The following is a 21,917-nucleotide window of genomic DNA, read 5'->3' on the forward strand; positions in this document are numbered from 1 at the left end:
TAGACTAGCTCCGAAGACGCGCCGAGTCACCCCCTGAATATTGTTCAAAGGTGTATCTGCTGGATAGAAAAAAACATTGAAAATAAAAAATTTTATATATTTTTCAATTGTTTATTTATAAATCGTCGAGCTGCAAGATGATAAAAACCACTCTTTAACTAGACCAATGTCTAATCACAAAGAGTGGCTCGGATAAGATCTGGGGCGTAAATTATGTATATACATTAACAAGCAGAATGTTCTCTTCCGCCATCACCATCAAGAGGTGTGCCATGCAACCCCCAAGCGACAACCCCCAACAGCGGGCCAGCCGCATCACCATCCTCAAGCTCTTCCTACCCAGTGCCCTGGGTATCTTGATCTTCTTCGTTCCGGTCGAGATCAATGGACACAGCACGATTCTGCTTGATCACATGGTGACCGGCGCCCGCAGTCTATTGGGTGATGCCAGCGGACTCTATGCGCTGGCGCTGATCGTGGCGGGTGCTGCCTACCCGCTGGTCCGTGGTTACTGGAACCGCAACCTCACAGAACGCCTATTCACGGTGCTAAAACTGCTCGGGGTCATCGCGGCACTAATGGCACTGACAGGCTGGGGACCCGCCTTTCTACACGAGCCCGATATACTGCCTTTTCTGTTCGACAAGCTGGTGATTCCAGTAGGTCTGATCGTGCCCATCGGCGCTATCTTCTTGGCCCTGCTGATCAGCTTCGGGCTACTGGAGCTGATCGGCGTGCTGATCCAACCGGTGATGCGCCCCATCTGGCGCACACCGGGGCGCAGTGCCATCGATGCGGTGGCCTCTTTCGTCGGCAGTTACTCCATCGGACTGCTGATCACCAACCGGGTCTATCAGGCGGGGCAGTACTCCGCCAGAGAAGCGGCTATCATCGCCACTGGCTTTTCCACGGTTTCGGCCACCTTCATGATCATCGTCGCCAAGACCCTCGATTTGATGGCGGTGTGGAACCTCTACTTCTGGCTGACACTCCTGATCACCTTCATCGTCACCGCGGTCACCGTCCGCTTCCCGCCACTTTCGCGCATGGATGACAGTGTGGAGGATGGCGAACCGGAGGCTGAACCCGGTAAGCGGCTGGTTACCGCCTGGCAGGTCGGGCTGGAGGTGGCAGCCAAAGCACCAAGCCTACATCGCAGCGTGGCGCTTAATTTCAAGGAAGGGTTGGTGATGGCAATCAGCATCCTGCCGTCGATTATGTCGGTGGGCCTGCTAGGGTTGTTGGCTGCCAAGTACACGCCGTTGTTCGAATGGCTGGGCTGGGTGTTCTACCCATTCGTGGCCGTGTGGGGGTTGGAGGACGCCGCAATGCTGGCTCAGGCCTCTGCTGCCGGGCTTGCCGAGATGTTCCTACCGGCGCTGTTGATGGCTGAGGCCGAGTTCGCCGCTCGCTTCGCCGCGGGAGTGGTGTCGGTCTCCGCCGTCCTGTTCTTCTCGGCCTCCATCCCCTGTATTCTCTCAACCAGCATCCCGCTGACGGTGGGAAAGATGCTGATCGTGTGGTTTATCCGCGTGGCGCTGAGCCTGTTGCTGGCGGTACCCACCGGTTATTTGGTGCAGACACTAACTGGCTGAGTCCACCGTCAAACTTGCATTGGCGTTGGTCTTGGCTACCCGCGGGGTCAGCTCAGCTCTCGATGCATTGATGAACGCAGCTTATACCGCTCCCCAGGATGGAGCAGCCGCGCGTAGCTGATCAGTTGCTCACCAGACCAGGTGCGCCGAATCATGCTGAGACAGGGGCTAGCCGTATCAATACTCAGCCATTCGGCAGCCTGTGCTTCGGGCAGAATCGCCTCAACGATGTGTTCGACATCGGTGATGGGGCAGGCGGCCACCAACACCTCATTGGGAGTGTGAGTGGTGAAGTTGGCATCTAGATAGTCTGGCACCCAGCGTGGATTGACGTAGCGCTTCTCCAGTTGAATCGGCACCTCATCCTCCAGATGCACGATCAAGGTATGAAAGACGCGGCTACCAAGCCTGACCCCCAGGCGCAACGCCACCTCGTCATCGGCCTCAATGGCTTCGCAGATCAACACTTGGTTGTCATAGCGGTGTCCACGTAAACGCACCTCCTCAGCGATGTTGTACACCTCGACCAGCGATGACTCGGCCTTGCGGTCGGTCACGAAGGTACCGAGCCCTGGCTGGCGCGTCAGATACCCTTTCTGCACCAAATCACGGATCGCTTTGTTAGCGGTCATGCGGCTGACATTGAAATCACGTGCCAGCTTCTCTTCTGGTGGGATCTGATGGTGCGATGGCCATTCGTTGCTTTTTATTTTGTCCAGCAGATGCTTCTGTATCTGCTGGTAGAGAGGAGAAGAGCTAGCCATAAAAGCACCTTTTTTCACTGCCAACAATGTATATACATATAGTTTACACGTTAAAGCAAAGTCACAAACGCTTTCTCGCGTTGTTAGGCATACCAGTGATGTGAAGCTGTGAACCTCTACCAATAACCTTTATCGCGCGAGGTTCAACTCTGCTGCCTGGAGGCACGTTCCTCTCCTCCAGTCGCCGCCACAACGCCGATCGCGAAATCGAGTCACGCTTAAAAAGCTTTATATCTGTTAAGAAAGAATCATCTGACACTATTTCCATTAAAGTCCTTATGTATGAACTAAACACAAGAATTATGGGTGGAATGTCTATAACTATTTGTTAGCCAGGCATACAAAAAGCTCACACATCGAATAATTCTTGGGTTTACCTGTTAAACCAGTCCGGGCTAATAGGTTGATGAAATAACATTCGATTTCTGAAAAACCTGCGGAATCAAAGGCAAGGAAGGTTTTGAATAACTGACAGAAGCGAGAGTTTGAGGGGCACCTGCGGAGGCGAAATGAAAATGCAGCGGAAACACTAAGGGAAATGCACAACTCACCAACTGATTTAATTGGCGTCCCAGGCAGGATTCGAACCTGCGACCTGCCGCTTAGGAGGCGGCTGCTCTATCCTGCTGAGCTACAGGGACTTATAGGCAGGCGGATTATAACGTCTCGGCCAACCCAGGCCAAGGCATGGCTATATCCAGCCGAGCAATCGCAACGCAAAAATCCCAACGGTTACCGTCACGCTGGCCATCAGTGTGGTGATGGCAATGATATTGGCTGCCAAGGCGACATTACCACCAATCGCTTTGACCATGACAAAGCTGGCTGCCGCAGTAGGACTGGCAAAGAAGAGAAAAAGCAGGCCCAGCGATTGCCCGGAAAACCCCATCAGCCAGGCAGCTCCGGTCGACAAGACGGGAAGAATGACCATTTTCATCACGCTGGCGCTTAGTGCAACCTCCTGATTATCTCTCAGACTGCTAACCGACAGAGTGGCCCCGATACAAATCAGTGCCAGCGGCAAGGTAAGAGAGGCAAAATAATCGCCCGATGTCATCAACCAACGGGGCAACTCAACTGACCAGGCAGTGAATGGCAGCGCGGCTATTACGGCGATAATCAGCGGGTTGGTAACGATCTTCCAGAGCAGACTTCGCCAGTCGGTGGCCTGGCCAGGCTGGTACATCGCCAGCATAACGACCGAAAGAACGTTATATGTAACGATGACAATACCCAGCAACAAACTACCTGCTGAAAGACCATAGTTGCCGTACATGCCCGCCGCCAGGGCCAGCCCCACCACGCCACAATTACCGCGAAATGCGCCTTGCACATAGACACCACGCTCCCGACGCGGGATCCGAAAGCGCGCCCACCCCCAACTGAGCGCGCATTGGCAAAGCGTCGCCAAGGCGAAAAACACCAACAGCGGTATATCCAGCGCCACGGCCAGATCAGCTTTAATCAAGCTCAGGAAGATCAGCGTCGGCAAGGTCGCCCTGAAGACCAGTGCAGAGGCGGTGGATACGAATGCCCGATCAATCCAGCCCAGTCGCTTTAAGCCCAAACCAATGAATACCATGGCAAAGACAGGCAACGTAACATCAAGGGTCCGGGCAAAAAGTTCAAATAGGCTCACAGGCGGCAATCTCTTTTCCTGAATATCAATATCAAGAACAGCACCTGCTTATATTCTACGGTTGGCGGGGTTTTGTCGACCAAAGTGGAAGTAATGAAAGGCTGGGTGGGAAAGGCTAGGCTAGAAACTACTCAAAAAGATGAACAAAGTCAGCTTCTTTTTCGTCATGCAAATTGACTACCACCCCATTGCGGCCTTTGTCTTTCGCCGCGTAGCTTCCGGCGTCGGCACGAGCCACTGCGTCCTCAGTACTGCCATCATCCTCATGGAAGGTCGTGACCCCAATGCTTAGCGTTACGCTATATTCTTTGCCTTCATGAACAACCGAAATTTCCCCCACTGAATGACAAAGGGATTCAGCTATTTTTTGTGCCTGATTCAAGGTACAGCTGGGCAGAAGAACGCCGAACTCATCACCGCCCTGACGGGCAACATGATCGCTGCGACGCACCTCCCAGGCCACCACTTGGGCAATGCGCCTAAGCATTTCATCACCCAGCGCATGACCGCCTTCATCATTAATCGGCTTGAAATGGTCAAGGTCAAACAACAATAGCGCCGAAGGCGTGCTGGTCTTTTGAAACTCAGCAAAAGCATCATCAAGGCGCCGCTCGAAACCGCGCCGATTAAGCAAGCCGGTTAGCGGATCATGTTCGGCTTCCCAGCGCTGAATGGCCTCCTGCTCGCGACGCTCGGTAATATCCTTGACCACTCCCACCAATCCCAGCGAATGTCCGCCCTGGGAGAGCATGACCACTCGCGCATGAATATCCAGCCATAGCGTTTCTTTCTCATTGCGCATAAAGCGCAACTGTCGGACGAAATCGCTTCCGGACTTCAAGCTGTGTTGCCACATATCCTTGGCGCCCCCCCGATCATCCGAATGAATTTTATGTAGCCAGGTCTCCATCGGGGTATTCGGCTGGATATCGAGCATATCGAGCAATGCAGGGTTCATATAGGTAATGTCGCCATCAAAATTGGCGACGAACATGCCTTGGGGAGTGGCATTCAGCACAGAGTCAAGAAAGGCTTCACGCTCTTGAAGGTTGGCCATTAATACCTGGCGCTCGTCCTCAACGCGATTGAAGGTGCCCGCCACGTGCTGCAACTCTTGCATCCGGGTGCCAAGCTCCACTCGCGCGCGCTCACCACGCCCCACTTGCCCGATCTGTTTGGCTAAATGCTTTAATGGCGACAGCATGCGGCGCAGGATCAACCAGAGTACCGGCAGCATCAGCAGTGTCAGCGCAACCCCGAGCCACCACAGTCGCTGCAGAAAATCATTCAGCGGCGCCAGGGCTTGATCACTGGGCAAGTACAGGCCGACGACCCAGTTTGCCGGCCAAACCTGACCGTAGGACTGAAAACCCTCCTGGCCGTTAAGCAGCGAGCCGATGGACTCACCTTCCCAGCCATCCAATGCCAGATTGAGCCAGGGATTGAAATCCCTATCCGGCACATCGGTCATGATCAGGTCTCGGTTAGGGTGATAAAGAATCTTCCCCGACGCCGTCGCCACACCGACGTAGCCTTCTCCGCCTAATCTTACACGCGATAGGCGATCAAACAGGCCACCGGAATCAAGACTGACAATCCCGCCTAAAAAGCCCTTAAACTCACCGCGTTCATCAATGCGCGGCACGCTGATCAGGACCATGGGCATACCGCTGGCACGGCCCACAAAGGGCTCACTCACATAAGGCCTTTGTGCGCCACGCAACATTTTAAAGTATTCCAACTGAGAGGTATCCAACCCTTCACGCCCGGCAACATTCGGCCAGTCGGCAATCACTTGCCCTTCTTTATTGGCGACGACGACACCTTCGAACCAGGCCATCAGGGCTTCATTGCGTTTCAGGGTGGCGCGTATGGCGTCACGATTCTCATCGTCCTCGACCTGGCTGTCGAGACGACTTAACGCATCAATACGGGCTTCTATCTGCTCGGTAACCTCGTCAGCCACCAACGTCGATTCATAGCGCAAGTGCGCCATATTGGTGGCCTTTACCATGGAATTGCCTAACTGCCAGGCCATCCCCAGTACCAGCATCACAACCAGTAGCCAGGTAATAGCCAGTCCCATCAGCATTCGGTTCTGAAGCGAGCCGATGCAAGTTTTGCGTGTTAACCAGCGAACCAAACCCTCGCACCTCGCTTACTTTGCCGAATATTCAACGTAGGAAATTGCTATCTTGATTGTATATCGGCCTATAGTACCGTTACCTGAGCGTTTACGACAAAAGAATCAAGCGTGACTCATACCCTGATGACAACTCCTTCTAGTAAACATCTGTCACCACAGAGCTCTGTAACGATATCGGCATCGGTATAGCAGCTCGGTCAACATTGTGAAGTCGTCATAGGACAAGGGTAAAAACCGGCAGGATTCGATCCTTAAGCCCCAACGCTGTTGGGGCTTATCGATGCATATGAATGATGTGTTATGGATCAAGACGCTTAACTCTCAACTCGTAATTGTTAACACCTGAACGAGCACCACCGAATTTTTGCCCCTGAACATGGATGCTGTAACGGCCTTGTGGCAACTCAGTGCGTAAATCAATATCACCATCAAAACCTTCGCCACTATCACGGGCTACAACTTGGCCTTGGTCATTCAGGACTTCTGCCACGATACGGTACTCACTGCTGTTATTACCGAAGGTGGAAGTGGTAATGAGAATAGGCCCGGCCTCGAGCATTTCGAAGTTGAGCACCTCCCCTTTTGCACGAATTTTCACGTCGGTGACGATTTCTTGGAAGCCTTGACGGCTTTCAGAATTCGATGCTTGGCCGGCCGCGTTATTGGCTACTCGCTCATTGGTGTTAGACGATGAAGCGGGCTCTTCTTGAGAAACAGAATCATTACTGGCAGCAATGGCGACCACCGTGTCTGATCGGCGTACAAAGGCTGACTGGCCGCCTTCGCGACGATTCCCCGTAAAGGCAATGGCGTCACCGGTTGAAATGCCTTGGTCAACATTCTGCCCACCCACGGTGACATAAAAACTGTTGCCGCCGGTGCTCGTGCTGCCGTATTTATAGCCCTGTACCTGCAAAACGTAGTCGCCAGGCACAAGTGTCTGGCTCAACCGCTCATTACTGTTCAGTTCATCACGTGCGACTACATTGCCCGCATCATCCATCAAGACAACATCAACACGGTAGTCATCCGACTCTCCCGCCGGCACCTGGCTACTGAATATATAAGTGCCTTCCTCATCCACCGTGAAGTCATGCTCGTGAACGCTACCGTAAAAAAAGCTACGACTGCGGGCATCGTTTTCGGAGCTAAGAAAACGCGTCAAATCCATTTGCTTGCCTTCTTCGCGAAAGCGCTCTTCGATGGTACTGGCGACGACGGGAGTGCTCGCAATACAGATTCCAAGAGCCAGCAGACTAGCCGTCAACGTTACTTTCTTCATAACACCACTCTCCATTTGTACCCACATATAAAAAAGCCGACCCCTAAGGGATCGGCTTTATATATCAAAACCCTAGGAGACTGGGAACCCCCATGTCTCGAAAGAGGGTTTAGAACAAGTAGACAGCACCAACCGCTACGCCGTCATCTTCGTCGTTTTCACGATCGTACATAGCGCCTTCGATGAAGGTGTACATTGCGTCAGAAACGTTGTAAGTGGCACCCAGAACGATTTCGTTGTAGCTTTCGTCAGAAACTTCGTTCGGGAAGTCACCGCTGGTGAAGGCTGCATCAGCAGTATCGGTGAAATCGTCACCGCCAACGTCAACATACTGGTAGGCACCGTAGATATCGCCGTTGCCATAACCGAAACGAGCACCAACGCCGTAGTAGTTGGTATCAGCCAAGAAGTCACTGTCAGACTGGAAACGCTCCAGCTTGAGAGCAACACGCAGCGTGTCAACGGTGTACTGACCAGTAATACCGTACTGTTCGCCAGCGTCATAGTCGCCGCTTACAGCGTTGCCGTCAGCATCTGTTCCGGTGAAAGTACCATCGTTATTACCCAGATCGTCATAAACGGCAGCGATAGAGAAAGCGCCCGCTGAGTATTCAACACCAGCAAAAGCGGATGCGTTACTTCCAGTCTCGTCACTAACGGTAATGTTAGCACCGGTATCACCGCCAGTATTGACAGTACCGCCGCCTTCAGCATCGCCTTCATACTGAGTACCAATGGCAAAAGTAAAGCCGCTGAAAGATGGAGAGGTATAAGTGAACTTATCACCTTCACGGCTTTCGATGCCTACGATGCGGCTGTTGGAATCAGTCACATCGAAGAATTCATTGTTGGTGATCGGGTCTTGAATCCAATCGTCGATCAGCGGATCCCAAGAACCGACACGCAGATCACCGAAGTTGCCTTTCAGACCCAAGTAAGCTTGGTCACCAGTGTCGAGGCCGCCAGCAGTTTTTGCTTCGTCTGCGTCGTGCTCAACCTCAGCTTTGAAATAGCCAGTTAAATCACGAGTGATCAGATGTTCACCAGCAAAACCAATTGTTGAGCCGTTGTCAAAAATTTCGTCTTCGCTGCCATCAGCACCTTGATCAATGCTTTTGTAGGCAATCTGAATGTTGCCGTACAGATCAAGTTTGGTGCCATCTTCGTTGTAGATGGTAGCTGCCTGGGCGCCAGAGGCGAATGCAGCACCAGCGATAGCAGTCGCTAAAAGTGTCTTTTTCATGGTGTAGGTTCCTTAACAAGCTTACTGTTTTGATCGTTTCTGTCCGACCTAAGGTCGACAGCCGGGATGCTGGGTGTGCTCTTGTGTCACTGACGGGAGCATTCCCAATTCAATGCGGCACTTCCTCAACAACACCTTGTTATATTCCAATGCTCGCAGGGCAAACTCTATACCGGGATTCAGAGGAACGCAATAGAAAAAAACACTGTTTTTTTATTATTTGTGATTTTTTTTGGAACCAAGCCCACTTAAGCGGGGTCCTAGCGGTCCTGAAATTTCTGCTGCAAGCCCAAGAGCTTATCTTCCAGGCTAAGTTGCTTTTGCGGTTTGTTAGCGTCCGTCGGTGTATTTTTTGCGCTGCCACCCGCTTTTTCAGATGTTTGTTTCTTGGGTTTCTTGGGCTTTGCCGTCTTGGCGCGAGAGGGGGCTTCCTTGGTCGCCTGGACAGGCTCACTTGGCGGAGAAGACACCTGCTGGGCACGCTTTTGGGCCGCATGGCGCGCGGCTTCCGCGTCTACCACTCCCGCTTCATTGCCTTCCAGATCAATCCGAGTGGCCCCCTCCCGCACCGACTTTATATAGCGCGGCAGATTGACGTAGTTTGCCAGCGCGCGGCGAATGAGCTTACCCGACCATGGCTCACGCTCTGCCAAATCGTGGTGTATACCCACCTTCAGCGGCTGGGTATGCCCCTTGAAAAACGCTTTAGGGTAGCGTTTGTACCATTGTGCCAGCAGTGCATGCGGCGATGGAGGCTCAGACCCGGGCGCCCCTTGCGCGGGAACATCAACCGCTGACGAGGCCGTCGCTTCGAGCTCAGACTCGTCTGTTTCATTTGAGCCTACGAACTCAAAAGCCGACTGTTGAGCATCAGATGCCTCTGCTTCCGATGGCGTCGACCCGGGGGCCTGAGCCAGTTGCTGCTTTAGCTTGGCGTTTTCCGCACGCAACTGGGCCAGCTCTGCCTGCGTGAGCATCAAGCGCCGTTCCAGATCGTCCAATAACGCCATAGGGCTTGATTCAGCGCTTACCGATTTAGTGCTAACCGACATTCTGGGCTCTCCTTCGCGGTGCTTTTAGACACAGCTTGAACACAGCTAGGCCTCTGCCACGATGCGCTCGTAAGTAACAAACGCATAATCAGGCTGCTGTTCGTTAGGCTGCCCGGCTACGCGTTGCGTTTCACGCCACTCGCTGGGGTCTAACAAGGGAAAGTACGCATCACCTTCCACTTCAATGTCAACTTCTGTGACATAGAGTCGGGTCGCATACGGCATGGCTTGACGATATATTTCTCCCCCGCCCATCACCATGATTTCTTCGGCCGCTTCAATGGTTGCCTGCTGATCCGCCAGCGCAAGTGCTGCCGACAGGTCGTGACAGACTCGAACACCGTCGTGAGCGAACGCTTCCTGACGGGTCACCACTATGTTTAACCGATTCGGCAGCGGCTTGCCAATCGAGGCAAAGGTCTTACGCCCCATCACCAGCGGTTTGGCCTGGGTCATGCGCTTAAAGAATTTCAGATCTTCGGGTAAGTACCAGGGCAACTGCCCTTCCACCCCGATAACGCGATTTTTCGCCATGGCCACGATCATGGCCACCGGTACCAACGACTCGAACTCGCTCATACCGCCACCGCTGCTTTAATGTGGGGGTGTGGCTGATAGTCGACTATCTCGATATCGTCGAACTGGAAATCAAAGAGATCGTTGACCTCGGGGTTCAGGTTCAACCGCGGCGGTGCATTGGGTGTGCGCCCAAGCTGCTGCTCCGCCTGGGCCAAGTGATTACTGTAAAGGTGGGCATCGCCCAAGGTATGCACAAACTCACCAGGCTCTAACCCGGTCACCTGAGCCACCATGCTCAGCAGCAAGGCATAGCTTGCGATATTGAACGGCACGCCCAGGAAAATATCGGCGCTGCGCTGATAAAGCTGACAGGAAAGTCGCCCGTTCGCCACGTAAAACTGGAACAGGCAATGGCATGGCGGCAGTTGCATATCGTCCACCTGAGCCGGGTTCCAGGCTGACACTATCAGCCGACGAGACTGGGGCGACGTGCGAATCTGCTCCAGCACATTGGCAATTTGATCAACGCTGCCGCCTTTGGGGTCGGGCCAGCTACGCCACTGATAACCATAAACCGGCCCCAGGTCGCCGTTTTCATCCGCCCAGTCATCCCAGATACGCACGCCATGATCTTTCAGGTAGGCGATGTTGGTATCGCCTTTTAAAAACCACAGCAGCTCATGAATAATCGAGCGCAAATGCAGCTTTTTAGTGGTCAACAGCGGGAAACCACGCGACAAGTCGAAGCGCATTTGGTGGCCAAACACCGAGCGGGTGCCCACCCCGGTGCGGTCATGGCGATCGGTTCCCTGATTCAATACCAGTTGCATTAAATCCAAATAGGGCTGTTCGAGAGCCTCTTTCATCGGCGTCGTTGCAGTCACGGCAATCCCAGATCAAGTCATCAATTAACGTCTATTCTATACATGTGAGCCGCCTGCGAACAGTGAACCACTGACGACTCACTATCCAAAATTCACCGAACTGCATCCACCGGCTGTTGGCGCGACCAGGCAATCAACACGGTGCCCAGTGCGATCATGGGCAGCGTCAGCAACATGCCCATGGTCACCCAGCCAAAGGCAATAAAGCCGATATGGGCGTCGGGCATACGGAAAAACTCGACCAGGAAGCGGAATATGCCGTAACCAAGCAAGAACAGGCCTGAGATAAAGCCGCGCGCTTTCGGTTTGGCCGATGCCCACCATATGATACAGAACAGCACGAGGCCTTCTAACAACGCTTCGTAAAGGGCCGATGGATGACGCGGTTCCGGCCCCATACCGGGGAATGGCATCCCCCAGGGCAGCGAGGTGATACGTCCGGGCAGCTCATGGTTTATGAAATTACCGATGCGGCCAGCGCCTAGCCCAATGGGCACCAGGGGGGCAATAAAGTCGGTTAACGTCAATATGGCCAATTGCTTACGCCGCGCAAAGAGCCAGGCCGCCAGCAGCACCCCTATCAGGCCGCCATGGAAGCTCATGCCGCCATCCCAGACCTTAAACACCCATAGCGGGTCGGCCGTCCACTGACCCAGGCCATAGAACAGCGCGTAGCCTAAGCGCCCTCCGGCGACCACCCCGATGGCACAGTAAAACAGCAAGTCGCCGATATCGTCCCGGTTCAACCCAATTCGCGCCGCTCGCCGACAACCCAACCACCAGGCGGCCACAAACCCCACGACGTACATCAGCCCATACCAATGAACTTGCAGCGGCCCAATGGCGATGGCAACCGGGTCGATTGTTGGATAATTAATCATCTAGGCTCTCTACTTAGTGGGTCTATTAATATGTCTGAATAGGATTAACGCGATTAGCTCAACGACCATGCCTCGCTGAGCGATGTCTAGCTCAATAAAAACTTAAGCCCCACAACGGTGAGCAGGGCCGCAAATGCCCAGCGCAAGACATGGCTGGGCAGTCGGTGTGCCAATCGAACGCCCAGGCGGGCGAAGGGAATACTTGTCATGACAATGATAATAAAGGCTGGCCACATCACATACCCCGTGGCCCAGGGAGGCAACAGGGAATTGTTCCAGCCCATCCATACAAAAGTGGCGGTGCCGAATAACGCGATAGGCACACCACAAGCGGCTGATGTCGCCACCGCCTGGGTTACACTCGCCCCGCAGCGTGACAGCCATGGAACCGCCAAGGTGCCACCGCCGATGCCAAACAACGCCGACACGCCCCCAATGACACTCCCTGCCAGAACCATCGCATAACGAGGTGTCTGGGCACCCCGGCGTGGCGAAGGCCTGAACCCCAGCGCCATTTTAACAGCCACCGACAGGACAAACAGACCAAACAACGTACCCAGCAGCGGCCCTTCCAACTGCCCGGCAACCAGCACCCCCAGTATGGCACCGGCCATCAACCCGGGTAGCAAGGCGAGAAACCAGGCAAGATGGATACTTCCCCGTCGCCAGTGGCCCAATGTGGATGACGTTCCCGTTACCACGATGGTAGCCAGCGAGGTACCGATGGCAAGGTGCATCACAACATCTGGCGATAGCCCTTGCAGGGTAAAGGCCGCGGCTAAAGCGGGCACAATAATCAACCCGCCCCCGACGCCAAAAAGACCCGCCATCGTGCCGGCGACAGCGCCAAGCAGCCAATAGCCTAACGTTATCGTCAAGGTGCTCATGCGCCAGACGGTGTTCGTTGATTATCGGGAAACCACTTGGCAATGATGCCCAGCAGGGTGTCCGGCTGATAGGGTTTGGTCAGCAGATCATCGAGCCCTGCAGACAAGCATTCGTCCTGCCCCATATTGTCAGCGTTCGCCGTAAGCGCAACGAGAACACTTTTGCGACTCCCCTGGGTTGCCTCAACCTCCCGCCAGCGACGGGTCGTTTCCAACCCGCTGAGCGTGGGCATGAAAATATCCATGAAAACAAGGTCAAAATCGCTTTGCTGTTGACGCTCCAGCGCCTGTTCTCCACTGCTCACGCCCTCGACATGCAGGCCGTGATTTTCGAGCATCTGACGCGCTAACATGAGATTAACAGGGCCGTCATCGACAACCAGCACGCGCAGCGACATTGCCACCGGTGCTGGATCGGAAGCCTCAGTCTGGACGTCACGGTCTTGCACCAGGTTCATTAGCAAGGCCCGGATATCGGCGATTCGCTCGCGCACCTCGAGCATGTTGGCCCGACAATCTTCGCTGACTTCACTATTTAACTGCTCACTCAAACGTGCAAACAGCGCATCGGTCTCGCGCTGTAACAAGCCCAGGTACTCGGATTTGAGCCGCGACTCTTCTCGCGCTCGGTCGCGCCCGGCGAGCAAACGTTTTACCTGCTGCTGCTGGTCATGCAGGTCATCGAGTAGCACCTTGGCATCTTCGTCAGCGCTGGCCGGTTTCTCCGGTGTTGATAAAGAGCCGTCAGCCATCGACGTCGACAGGCTTGCCAACACCCGATTAACGTTAGCAATGCGTGCGAAAGGCGGTGTTTTAGGGAGTTCGTCAAGCGTTGACGCTTGTTGAGAATACGCTGTCGACATTTGCTGGCTGATGGCTTGCGTATGCCTCTCGAGCTCAACCAACTGCTGCATCAGGCGCGCTTCTTTGTGCTTGGCACGTGATTTCACAAGCATCAAAAACGCCGCCACATTCAAACAACTGCCAACCAGTAGTGCTAGCATCAACCATAGCGAAATGCTCCATGAGGCGTAGCCAGGCGAAACCCAGCCAATCAGCCAAACCAACAGCACGCAAAGCACCACCAGCGTGGCCTGCAGGAGTAGTAATGGCCAAAGCACTGGCCATATCAACGTGTTCCAGAAATGTTCCCGCTGACTAGGTTGCATAAAAGAAGCGCCTTCCTCTCTGGCAAATTGACTCGAACGAATGCGTAAACCTGATAATCCACGAATTTTTGCGGTAATTTGCGTTAGTGTAGGAAATGACAGGCAGCAAGTGTACGTCGAGACGCGTGGAGTGTCATGTACGCACTGTCTGAAACACTAACCTGACATTGAGCCCTCCATGTGTTTAATCGCTTTCCGCTGGCATCCCGAATCTGCAACCCCTTTGCAACTGATCGGCAACCGCGATGAGTTCCACGCGCGACCAACAGCCCCCCTCGCAACCTGGCAGGACGCTCCCTGCCTGGTAGGTGGACGCGATCTGGTGGCAGGAGGAAGCTGGCTTGCCGCCAACCATCAGGGCAGGGTCGCGGCGATTACCAATGTTCGTGATCCTGCCCTGGCCTCAGCGCCTGGCGCGCCAAGCCGCGGGCATCTGGTGAAACAAGCATTGGAGTGCGACAACATCTTGGTCTGGTTAGACAACCTCGCTGACGGCGGGGCAACTGAGTACGCGGGGTTCAACTTGCTGGTTGCCACCCCGACTCAGCTTTGGTGCTTGCATCGCGGCCGCGAGCAGGTGTCACTCCATGAAGTGTCGGCGGGCATTCACGGCCTGTCTAATGCGACACTCAACAGCCCATGGCCGAAACTGCTAACGGCCAGAGCTGCGCTTGAAGAGGTTGACCCCATGCACTTCCCGGGGAAGGCGCTGGACGCCTTCCAGGATCCCCGCCAAGCCTCCCTATCCGCACTACCGGATACCGGCGTGGGAACCGAACTTGAAAAACAGCTATCAGCAGCGTTTATCGTCGGCGAACGCTACGGTACACGTGCCACCAGTTGGTTAACGCTAGCTGACAATGGCGACATCTCTCTCACCGAGCAACGTTTTGGGCCGTGTGGGACATTTGAAGGAGAAACGACGCTCAGCGTCCCTTGCGAGCGCTGAGCAACGCATCTAGTCACGCGGGGGGAGCAAATGCGAGAGCTGCCAGTCATCCATCCGTTTATCCAGGTGCATATGCACCTGAGCAGGCGTATCCAGCAGCATGACTTCCGACAGCAACTGCTGGGCATCCCTGAAAGGAACACGGCGAATCGCCGCGCGCACTTTGGGCAGACTGGGGGCATTCATGGACAGGCTGGTGAAGCCCATCGCCATTAGCAGTAATGCCCCCGACGGGTCACCGGCCAGCTCACCGCACAACGAAATAGGCTTTTTGAGTCGTTGTGCATCCTGGGACAGCTCCTGCAGCGCACCAAGCAGCGCTGGATGCAGTGCATCATAGAGGCTAGAAACGCGCGGGTTGTTACGGTCTACCGCAAGAAGGTACTGAGTCAGGTCGTTACTGCCCACCGAGAAGAAATCCACCCGTTTGGCCAGGGCATCCATTTGATAGATAGTGGCCGGCACCTCGATCATTACCCCTACCTTGGGACGCTCTACGTCGATACCCTCCTCGCCTAGCTCCAGGATCGCACGGTCCAGCAATCGCAGTGCTTCGTCCACTTCTTCGACGTTGGTAATCATCGGGAAAAGTACGTAGAGGTTATCGAGTTCCTTGGACGCTTTCAGCATCGCCCGCAGCTGAACCATCAAGACTTCAGGGTGGTCCAGGGTCACTCGCATACCGCGCCAGCCCAGGAAGGGGTTGGCTTCTTCGATCGGGAAATACGGCAGGTCTTTGTCGCCGCCGATATCCAGCGTACGCATGACCACCGGTAGCGGCGAAAAGCTTTCCAACTGATCGCGGTAGAGTCGTGTCTGTTCTTTCTCGCCTGGGAAACGCTCAGTAATCATGAACGGCACTTCGGTACGATAAAGCCCCACGCCACTAATACGGCTTTTGAGCAAGGCAGCGGCATCGACAGCAAGCCCTGTATTCACCATCAGCGGCATATCATGACCATCCGGCGTCTCGCTGGGCAGATCCTGTTCGTGCGACAACAGTTCACTGAGGGCTTCTTCTTCGGCAATCAGGCTTTCATAGCGGGCTTTCAACTCAGGGGCAGGCCTGACGAATAACCGCCCCCGGTGGCCGTCGAGCACGACTGGCGCTCCCGACAGGCGCGGAAGCGGCAGATCCACCATGCCAAGCACCGTGGGTATGCCCATTGCGCGGGCAACAATCGCCACGTGAGACGTACTCGAACCGCGCACCGACACCAGCCCTTTCAACTTGTCGCGGGGCACCTCACCGAGCATCGCAACACTGATTTCATCGCCGACCAGTATGGCGTTATCGGGATAGGTCTCCGGCGTTGAGGGGGAATCCTCCTGCAAGTGGGCCAGCACGCGGCGCCCCAGGTCGCGAATATCCGCCGCCCGCTCGCGCAGATAATTATCATCCACGCGCTCAAGGTATTGCACATGACGTCGAACCACGTCGGCCAGGGCACCAGGTGCCCACTGCCCTTCACGAATACGTTTTTCAACTTCCTCTGAAAGCGCTGCTTCACCCAGCATTTGTTGATAAACGTCGAACAGCGCCAACTCCTGGGTCGAAATACGATTGACCAATCGTTCAGCCGCCGCACGGATTTCAGCGCGCGTTTTGCCAATGGCCTCCTTGAGCCGCGCGACTTCGAAGTCCTCATCACTGGGGACCAGATCAGGCACGCTGTTGAGATCCGATGGCGGAGTGATCACCACGGCCTCACCCATCGCCATACCCGGCGACGCAGCCACGCCCTTGAACATGGTCTGCCCACTGGGCAGCGCACGGCGGTTTAAATTGCCTGTCGCCAACGCGTGCGCCAACACACCCGCGAGCTGAGCCGCCATGGTCACCAGGAAGGCTTCGTCTTCGTCGTCGTACTGGCGCTGCTCGGCTTGCTGCACGACCAGCACACCCAGCATGAGACGTTGATGGATGATGGGAACACCCAGAAAGCTCGAATAACGCTCCTCGCCGGTCGCCTCAAAATAGCGAAAGTGGGGATGAGATTGAGCATCTTCGAGGTTAAGCGGCTCGCTGCGTTTGGCGACGAGCCCCACCAGACCCTCGCCTAATGGAAGCACCACCTGCCCGACGGCCTGAGTGCGCAGACCGATAGTTTCCATGAGCACAAGGGATTCAAGCTCTTTATCGTAAAGGTAAAAAGAGCACACATCGGTTTGCATCGCTTTGCGAATGCGCCGCACCATGGTGGCCAATGCAGCATCCAGGTTGCGCGCGCCATTCACTTCCTGAATAACGCGGCGCAGAACCTCAAGCATGGACGTTTTACTTTTCACTGTTATTTGACTCGCTGAGGAATTTCTTGGCCGTCAACCTCCACCCTATCGCAGGGCGGCAGTTTACTCATCAATTAATGCCAATCGTTGAACACGGGGCGACAGCTCGCGGAGCGCACGGCGATACACTTCACGCTTGAACGGCACAACCTGACCAAGAGGGTACCAGTAGCTAACCCATCGCCACCCATCAAATTCGGGCTTGGGTGTCGCCGTCATGCAGATACGACTGTCCTCGCAGCGGATCTGGAGTAAAAACCACTTCTGCTTCTGGCCAATACAAACTGGCCGCGAATGTGTGCGAATCATGCGTCGTGGCAGACGGTAGCGCAGCCAGCCCCGGGTGCAGGCGACAATATCAACGTCATTGGCCGTCAGGCCAATTTCTTCGTGAAGCTCACGGAAAAGAGCTTCTTGCGGCGTCTCGCTTGATTTGATGCCTCCCTGGGGGAACTGCCACGCATTCTGTCCTACACGACGCGCCCATAGCAGCTGCCCCTGGCGGTTGGCGATAATAATGCCAACATTGGGGCGAAAGCCGTCAGCGTCGATCACGGACATCACCTTATAAATTTTCAGTTGTGACCATTTTTCCACAAGGACAACAAGCGTATCAATACAATATAGCGCCAAGTTACCAACGCAGCGCGGCGCGTCGGTGTCAAAGCATCGGCGACTCTGCGATAATCCGGCGCTTCACGTCTGGCTGCAAACGACCATCATCAAGCATAAGGGGAGCGCCGTGAGTCTGGCCATTTTCGACTTGGATAATACCTTGCTATCAATCGATAGCGATCATGCCTGGGGGGAGTTCCTGCTTGAGCAGGGGGCGGTAGATCCCGTTGCCTACCGGGAAGCCAATGACCGGTTTATGGCCGATTACCAAGCGGGCACGCTCGACATGGCCGACTTTCTGGCTGTCGCGCTAAAGCCGCTTGCCGACAACACGCCAGAGCAGCTTGCCGCTTGGCATCAGCAGTTCATGGCCAGCAAGGTCGAGCCACATATCCTGCCGAAAGCTGAGGAATTGCTGGCCCGCCACCGCACCATGGGCGATACGCTACTGATTATTACCGCTACCAATCGCTTCATTACCGGGCCGATTGCCGAGCGCCTGGGCATTGAGCACCTGATTGCTGTTGAACCCGAATGCATCGACGGCCACTACACCGGCCGTGTGAAGGGTGTACCCAGCTACCGTGAAGGCAAGGTCATCCGCCTGGAACAATGGCTGGAAGAACAGCAAATGACCATGGACGACGCATGGTTCTACAGCGATTCCCACAATGACCTGCCGCTACTGGAGAAAGTCGAAAACCCGGTGGCCGTCGACCCTGACGATACCCTTCGCCAGATCGCCGAAGAGCGCCAATGGCGGATCATGAGTTTACGGGACTGATAACCAGTTGGAAGCTTGAAAAGCGCCGCTTTGTGCCTGAAAGAGAGCCAGGATAGCTCAAGATATCAATCGAGTAGGAAGGGGAGTTACCTCCCCTGTCCTCTCACACCACCGGGCATACGGTTCCGTACCACGGCGGTTCATGAACAACGTTTGAGCCATCCTACCGTATCGAGTATCGAGATTAGGCCATGGTCATAAAAGCACTTCCTCGGCAGGGCCTGATTCATGTGCGATGCCCCGGCATTCCACCAGGGGCCTCGCCCATTACCCGCCGATTTCCAAGCTCGGTATGCGTCCAGACCTAGGCCTCGGAGTTTCCGCCGCCGGGTCGCTGGGCGCTTCCATTGCCGCCAGAGCAGGCCGCGTAAGCGGCGGCGTATCCATTGATCCAGCGCTTCCAGCGGGCGCTTTACATCAACGAGGCTGAAGTAGTTGGCCCATCCTCGTAGGACTGGCCTCAACCCTTCGATTACCCGTTGGATGTTACGCCCCCTGCCACGCTTCAGGATCTCCCGGACACGCTGCGTCATACGCTTCAGGCTGGTCTTGGCTAGCGTCAGTTTCGGCTGATTGTGCCGAGTGAGACTGTAGCCTAGATAGCCGCGTTTCCACGGCCGATCCACCGCACTTTTGCGGCGATTGACCGTCAGCCGGAGTGAACTCTCGAGATACTCACTCAAGCTGTCCATGACACGCTCGCCTGCTCGTCGACTTTTGACGTACACCTGAACGTCATCGGCGTAGCGACAGAAGCGGTGGCCTCGGCGTTCCAGCTCCTTGTCCAGATCGTCCAGCAGGATGTTCGCCAGCAGCGGGCTGAGGGGCCCACCTTGAGGCGCTCCTTGGCGTCTCGGTGTGGGCAGGCCGTGCTGGAATATGCCTGCCTCCAGGTAGCGGCGGATCAGGCGCAGCACGCATTTGTCGTCAACGCGTCGCGCCACCCGTGCCATCAGCAGGTCGTGGTTCACTCGGTCGAAGAAGGCTTCCAGGTCGAGATCGACCACCCAGCGGTGGCCGGCGGTAACGTGGGCCTTCATGGACGAGACGGCCTGCTTGGCGTTGCGTTTGGGGCGGTAGCCGTAACTCGACTCGGAGAACATCGGGTCGAAGATAGGCATGAGCACCTGCAGCAGCGCTTGCTGGATCAGTCGGTCTGTGACCGTAGGAATGCCGAGTTGCCGCTCGCCGCCTTTAGGCTTGGGGATCGTGGCCGCTCGGATTGGGCTTGGGTGATACTCGTCGGCCAGCAGCCGCTCGCGCAGCGTTGGCCAGTATTGCTTTAGGTGGTTGGCTAATTGATGCACTGTCATGCCATCGACACCCGGTGCCCCTTTGTTGGCAACCACCTTACGGTAAGCTCGCTCCATGTTCTCCGGGTCAACGACCCGTTCCATGAGCGAGGTTGGCTCCGCTTTCGTCCACGATAGCGACGCCGGGGTCGTCTCGACGCTCACCGGCTGGGGCTCAGGGTACTGCCCCTGCCCCTCTGGGTGAGTGACGGTGTTAGCGTCAGTTTCTGTCTTCATGATCGATCCTCGAGACGTTATCGCCTACTCGCGGTTCTTCATGTTCGGCCCTTGGTGCCGGAGTGAACCGGCACTTACTATGGCCTCTGCTGACGTCTGGTGGTCCATCCCGTCGCCTCTCGACGCCGGTAGCACCATGGCAGACCACCAGACCTCCCAGGGTAAGACGCGCGACCTTCCCGCTTATGCCTGTCGGATTTACGTCATGACGTTCCGTGCAAGTATCGGGCTTTAGTGATTAGTGCCACCTCACCCCGCCATAACGCCTCGTATCCGCTTCCTATTCGTCAGGCCAGCGTTTTGCCTCAGGCTGCCTTCAGATTCCCCCTCGCGGGAGACACCCTTGCCGTCGGCTAGCACTTCCCCTTGCCGGGCGTGCAGGGGACTTTCACCCCCAAGTCATCCTGAGGCACCACCCCCAGGAACAGCGCCAGTTAAGGCGCTGCGCGCCATGCCTGGCGCACACCAAAAAAGCCCCACAGGTCACAGCCTGTGGGGCTCTCTTACATCTTATTGCTTACTTCTAATTTCTTGCTTTTCTCCGCTCAGCCGAGCAGGTGCTCGACGGCCGCACGTTCTTCGCGCAGTTCTGTCTCGGTAGCCTTCATCTTCTCTTGGCTGAACTCGTCAATCTCGAAGCCTTGAACGATTTCATACTTGCCACCCTGGCAACGTACCGGGTAGGAGTAGATGATGCCTTCGTCGATGCCGTAGCTGCCGTCAGACGGAATCGCCATGCTGACGATGCCCTTGGAACCCAGCGCCCAATCGTGCATATGGTCGATGGCAGAAGAAGCAGCAGAGGCAGCAGAAGAGGCGCCACGTGCTTTGATGATCGCCGCACCGCGTTGCTGCACGGTGGGGATAAAGTCGTTTTCGTACCAGTCGCGCTCAACCAGATCGAACGCTGCCTTGCCGTCGACTTTGCACTGAGCCAGATCCGGGTACTGAGTCGCGCTGTGATTGCCCCAGATGATCAAGTCTTCAACGTCAGTGACGTGCTTGCCGGTTTTCTGTGCCAGTTGCGTCAGGGCGCGGTTATGATCCAGACGCGTCATGGCCGTAAACTGACCCGCATCCAGGTCCGGCGCGTTGCAGGAAGCAATCAGCGCGTTGGTGTTGGCCGGATTACCGACAACCAGTACTTTCACGTCACGGCTGGCGTGGTCGTTAAGCGCCTTGCCTTGAACAGAGAAGATCGCTGCGTTGGCTTCCAGCAGGTCCTTACGTTCCATGCCAGGGCCACGCGGACGTGCACCCACCAACAGGGCGAAGTCAGCGTCTTTGAACGCGACATTAGGGTCGTCGGTGGCGACGACATCCTGAACGAGCGGGAAGGCGCAGTCGTTGACTTCCATCACCACGCCCGTCAGTGCATCCATTGCCGGGGGAATTTCCAGCAGCTGGAGAATGACAGGCTGATCCGGCCCCAGCATGTCGCCGGCGGCGATGCGGAAAATAAGAGAGTAGCTAATCTGACCGGCACCGCCGGTAATCGCAATACGTACTGGATCTTTCATCATTGCTCCTTGATGGGTTCGCCTAGGGATGGTTCTCGCCTGAGGGTGGGTCGACAGAACTCAAGACGCAAAGATGGTATGCCCAGTTAGGCAAAAACTCAATCAGACATGCGACTAGTACCCATTTGGCATGCTTGCTATCGACACAGCCGTTTGCGACTCGCCGAACA

At 55.5% G+C, this 21,917-nt stretch carries 19 protein-coding genes and 1 tRNA gene; 4 read left to right on the plus strand and 16 right to left on the minus strand.

The features are described from left to right. Nucleotides 1–272 precede the first annotated feature (272 nt). Nucleotides 273–1,595 carry a YjiH family protein gene (locus IT895_RS11705; protein WP_085920248.1) on the plus strand — a complete coding sequence of 441 codons (1,323 nt, stop codon included), beginning with the start codon at nucleotides 273–275 and terminating at the stop codon, nucleotides 1,593–1,595. A gap of 47 nt (nucleotides 1,596–1,642) precedes the next feature. Here the strand turns inward: IT895_RS11705 and hutC are convergent, their stop codons facing one another. The 12 genes from hutC to IT895_RS11765 all read right to left on the minus strand — a co-directional run bounded on the left by hutC (nucleotide 1,643) and on the right by IT895_RS11765 (nucleotide 14,061). Further along, the gene (gene hutC / locus IT895_RS11710) at nucleotides 1,643–2,359 is read right to left on the minus strand and encodes a histidine utilization repressor (RefSeq protein WP_199283543.1); all 717 of its coding nucleotides are present in this window, start codon (nucleotides 2,357–2,359) and stop codon (nucleotides 1,643–1,645) included. Nucleotides 2,360–2,923: 564 nt separating this feature from the next. Then, nucleotides 2,924–3,000 (minus strand) — tRNA-Arg (locus IT895_RS11715). Between the two features lie 50 nt (nucleotides 3,001–3,050). Further along, entirely contained in the window at nucleotides 3,051–3,998 is a 948-nt protein-coding gene (locus tag IT895_RS11720; RefSeq protein ID WP_199283544.1) for an AEC family transporter, read from the minus strand. A gap of 127 nt (nucleotides 3,999–4,125) precedes the next feature. Continuing rightward, complete coding sequence (locus IT895_RS11725; RefSeq protein WP_233337232.1) at nucleotides 4,126–6,084, minus strand: sensor domain-containing diguanylate cyclase; 1,959 nt, start codon at nucleotides 6,082–6,084, stop codon at nucleotides 4,126–4,128. A 358-nt stretch (nucleotides 6,085–6,442) separates the two neighbouring features. Further along, the gene (locus tag IT895_RS11730) at nucleotides 6,443–7,426 is read right to left on the minus strand and encodes a hypothetical protein (protein ID WP_199283545.1); all 984 of its coding nucleotides are present in this window, start codon (nucleotides 7,424–7,426) and stop codon (nucleotides 6,443–6,445) included. A 109-nt stretch (nucleotides 7,427–7,535) separates the two neighbouring features. Beyond that, nucleotides 7,536–8,669: a porin gene (locus IT895_RS11735; RefSeq protein ID WP_199283546.1), complete on the minus strand. Its 1,134-nt coding sequence runs from the start codon at nucleotides 8,667–8,669 to the stop codon at nucleotides 7,536–7,538. Between the two features lie 260 nt (nucleotides 8,670–8,929). Beyond that, nucleotides 8,930–9,721: a ProQ/FINO family protein gene (locus tag IT895_RS11740; RefSeq protein WP_199283547.1), complete on the minus strand. Its 792-nt coding sequence runs from the start codon at nucleotides 9,719–9,721 to the stop codon at nucleotides 8,930–8,932. 45 nt (nucleotides 9,722–9,766) lie between these two features. Next, a complete protein-coding gene (locus IT895_RS11745; protein ID WP_199283548.1) occupies nucleotides 9,767–10,300 on the minus strand; it encodes a dihydrofolate reductase in 534 nt (177 codons plus the stop codon). After that, entirely contained in the window at nucleotides 10,297–11,124 is an 828-nt protein-coding gene (locus tag IT895_RS11750) for a thymidylate synthase (RefSeq protein ID WP_309781007.1), read from the minus strand. The genes IT895_RS11745 and IT895_RS11750 overlap by 4 nt, the downstream gene beginning before the upstream one ends. Nucleotides 11,125–11,216: 92 nt before the next feature. Further along, a complete protein-coding gene (lgt, locus tag IT895_RS11755; protein ID WP_199283549.1) occupies nucleotides 11,217–12,005 on the minus strand; it encodes a prolipoprotein diacylglyceryl transferase in 789 nt (262 codons plus the stop codon). Nucleotides 12,006–12,091: 86 nt separating this feature from the next. Further along, complete coding sequence (locus IT895_RS11760; RefSeq protein ID WP_199283550.1) at nucleotides 12,092–12,892, minus strand: sulfite exporter TauE/SafE family protein; 801 nt, start codon at nucleotides 12,890–12,892, stop codon at nucleotides 12,092–12,094. Then, complete coding sequence (locus IT895_RS11765) at nucleotides 12,889–14,061, minus strand: response regulator (protein WP_199283551.1); 1,173 nt, start codon at nucleotides 14,059–14,061, stop codon at nucleotides 12,889–12,891. Before IT895_RS11765 ends, IT895_RS11760 begins: the two co-directional genes overlap by 4 nt. 178 nt (nucleotides 14,062–14,239) lie before the next feature. Here IT895_RS11765 and IT895_RS11770 point away from each other — a divergent pair, with 178 nt between their 5' ends. Continuing rightward, a complete protein-coding gene (locus IT895_RS11770; RefSeq protein WP_199283552.1) occupies nucleotides 14,240–15,010 on the plus strand; it encodes an NRDE family protein in 771 nt (256 codons plus the stop codon). A 9-nt stretch (nucleotides 15,011–15,019) separates the two neighbouring features. Here the strand turns inward: IT895_RS11770 and ptsP are convergent, their stop codons facing one another. Together ptsP and IT895_RS11780 are read right to left on the minus strand one after the other, a co-directional pair. Then, nucleotides 15,020–17,281, minus strand: a complete 2,262-nt coding sequence (gene ptsP / locus IT895_RS11775; RefSeq protein ID WP_085920236.1) for a phosphoenolpyruvate--protein phosphotransferase — start codon at nucleotides 17,279–17,281, stop codon at nucleotides 15,020–15,022. A gap of 81 nt (nucleotides 17,282–17,362) precedes the next feature. Further along, a complete protein-coding gene (locus IT895_RS11780) occupies nucleotides 17,363–17,854 on the minus strand; it encodes an RNA pyrophosphohydrolase (protein ID WP_085920235.1) in 492 nt (163 codons plus the stop codon). Nucleotides 17,855–18,041: 187 nt separating this feature from the next. Between IT895_RS11780 and IT895_RS11785 the strand changes: the two genes are divergently transcribed. Further along, nucleotides 18,042–18,698, plus strand: coding sequence for an HAD family hydrolase (locus tag IT895_RS11785; protein ID WP_199283553.1), 657 nt, complete (start codon nucleotides 18,042–18,044; stop codon nucleotides 18,696–18,698). 140 nt (nucleotides 18,699–18,838) lie between these two features. On the opposite strand, the gene ltrA is transcribed toward IT895_RS11785, so the two are convergent. Then, the gene (gene ltrA / locus IT895_RS11790; RefSeq protein WP_199283554.1) at nucleotides 18,839–20,227 is read right to left on the minus strand and encodes a group II intron reverse transcriptase/maturase; all 1,389 of its coding nucleotides are present in this window, start codon (nucleotides 20,225–20,227) and stop codon (nucleotides 18,839–18,841) included. Here ltrA and IT895_RS11795 point away from each other — a divergent pair. Next, complete coding sequence (locus IT895_RS11795; RefSeq protein WP_199283555.1) at nucleotides 20,226–20,462, plus strand: hypothetical protein; 237 nt, start codon at nucleotides 20,226–20,228, stop codon at nucleotides 20,460–20,462. The genes ltrA and IT895_RS11795 overlap by 2 nt on opposite strands. Before the next feature lie 310 nt (nucleotides 20,463–20,772). Here the strand turns inward: IT895_RS11795 and IT895_RS11800 are convergent, their stop codons facing one another. Beyond that, nucleotides 20,773–21,747, minus strand: coding sequence for a malate dehydrogenase (locus IT895_RS11800; RefSeq protein ID WP_085920233.1), 975 nt, complete (start codon nucleotides 21,745–21,747; stop codon nucleotides 20,773–20,775). Between the last annotated feature and the right edge of the window lie 170 nt (nucleotides 21,748–21,917).

This window comes from Halomonas sp. A40-4, assembly GCF_015767635.1.
GTDB lineage: Bacteria > Pseudomonadota > Gammaproteobacteria > Pseudomonadales > Halomonadaceae > Vreelandella > Vreelandella janggokensis.

What these genes read in the sequence shown, in the direction of transcription:
- IT895_RS11705 (WP_085920248.1), top strand. Translation starts at nt 273, where the DNA reads ATGCAACCCCCAAGCGACAACCCCCAACAGCGGGCCAGCCGCATCACC.
- hutC (WP_199283543.1), bottom strand. Translation starts at nt 2,359, where the DNA reads ATGGCTAGCTCTTCTCCTCTCTACCAGCAGATACAGAAGCATCTGCTG.
- IT895_RS11725 (WP_233337232.1), bottom strand. Translation starts at nt 6,084, where the DNA reads ATGGGACTGGCTATTACCTGGCTACTGGTTGTGATGCTGGTACTGGGG.
- IT895_RS11730 (WP_199283545.1), bottom strand. Translation starts at nt 7,426, where the DNA reads ATGAAGAAAGTAACGTTGACGGCTAGTCTGCTGGCTCTTGGAATCTGT.
- IT895_RS11735 (WP_199283546.1), bottom strand. Translation starts at nt 8,669, where the DNA reads ATGAAAAAGACACTTTTAGCGACTGCTATCGCTGGTGCTGCATTCGCC.
- IT895_RS11740 (WP_199283547.1), bottom strand. Translation starts at nt 9,721, where the DNA reads ATGTCGGTTAGCACTAAATCGGTAAGCGCTGAATCAAGCCCTATGGCG.
- IT895_RS11745 (WP_199283548.1), bottom strand. Translation starts at nt 10,300, where the DNA reads ATGAGCGAGTTCGAGTCGTTGGTACCGGTGGCCATGATCGTGGCCATG.
- lgt (WP_199283549.1), bottom strand. Translation starts at nt 12,005, where the DNA reads ATGATTAATTATCCAACAATCGACCCGGTTGCCATCGCCATTGGGCCG.
- IT895_RS11760 (WP_199283550.1), bottom strand. Translation starts at nt 12,892, where the DNA reads ATGAGCACCTTGACGATAACGTTAGGCTATTGGCTGCTTGGCGCTGTC.
- IT895_RS11765 (WP_199283551.1), bottom strand. Translation starts at nt 14,061, where the DNA reads ATGCAACCTAGTCAGCGGGAACATTTCTGGAACACGTTGATATGGCCA.
- IT895_RS11770 (WP_199283552.1), top strand. Translation starts at nt 14,240, where the DNA reads ATGTGTTTAATCGCTTTCCGCTGGCATCCCGAATCTGCAACCCCTTTG.
- ptsP (WP_085920236.1), bottom strand. Translation starts at nt 17,281, where the DNA reads ATGCTTGAGGTTCTGCGCCGCGTTATTCAGGAAGTGAATGGCGCGCGC.
- IT895_RS11795 (WP_199283555.1), top strand. Translation starts at nt 20,226, where the DNA reads ATGATCGATCCTCGAGACGTTATCGCCTACTCGCGGTTCTTCATGTTC.
- ltrA (WP_199283554.1), bottom strand. Translation starts at nt 20,227, where the DNA reads ATGAAGACAGAAACTGACGCTAACACCGTCACTCACCCAGAGGGGCAG.
- IT895_RS11800 (WP_085920233.1), bottom strand. Translation starts at nt 21,747, where the DNA reads ATGAAAGATCCAGTACGTATTGCGATTACCGGCGGTGCCGGTCAGATT.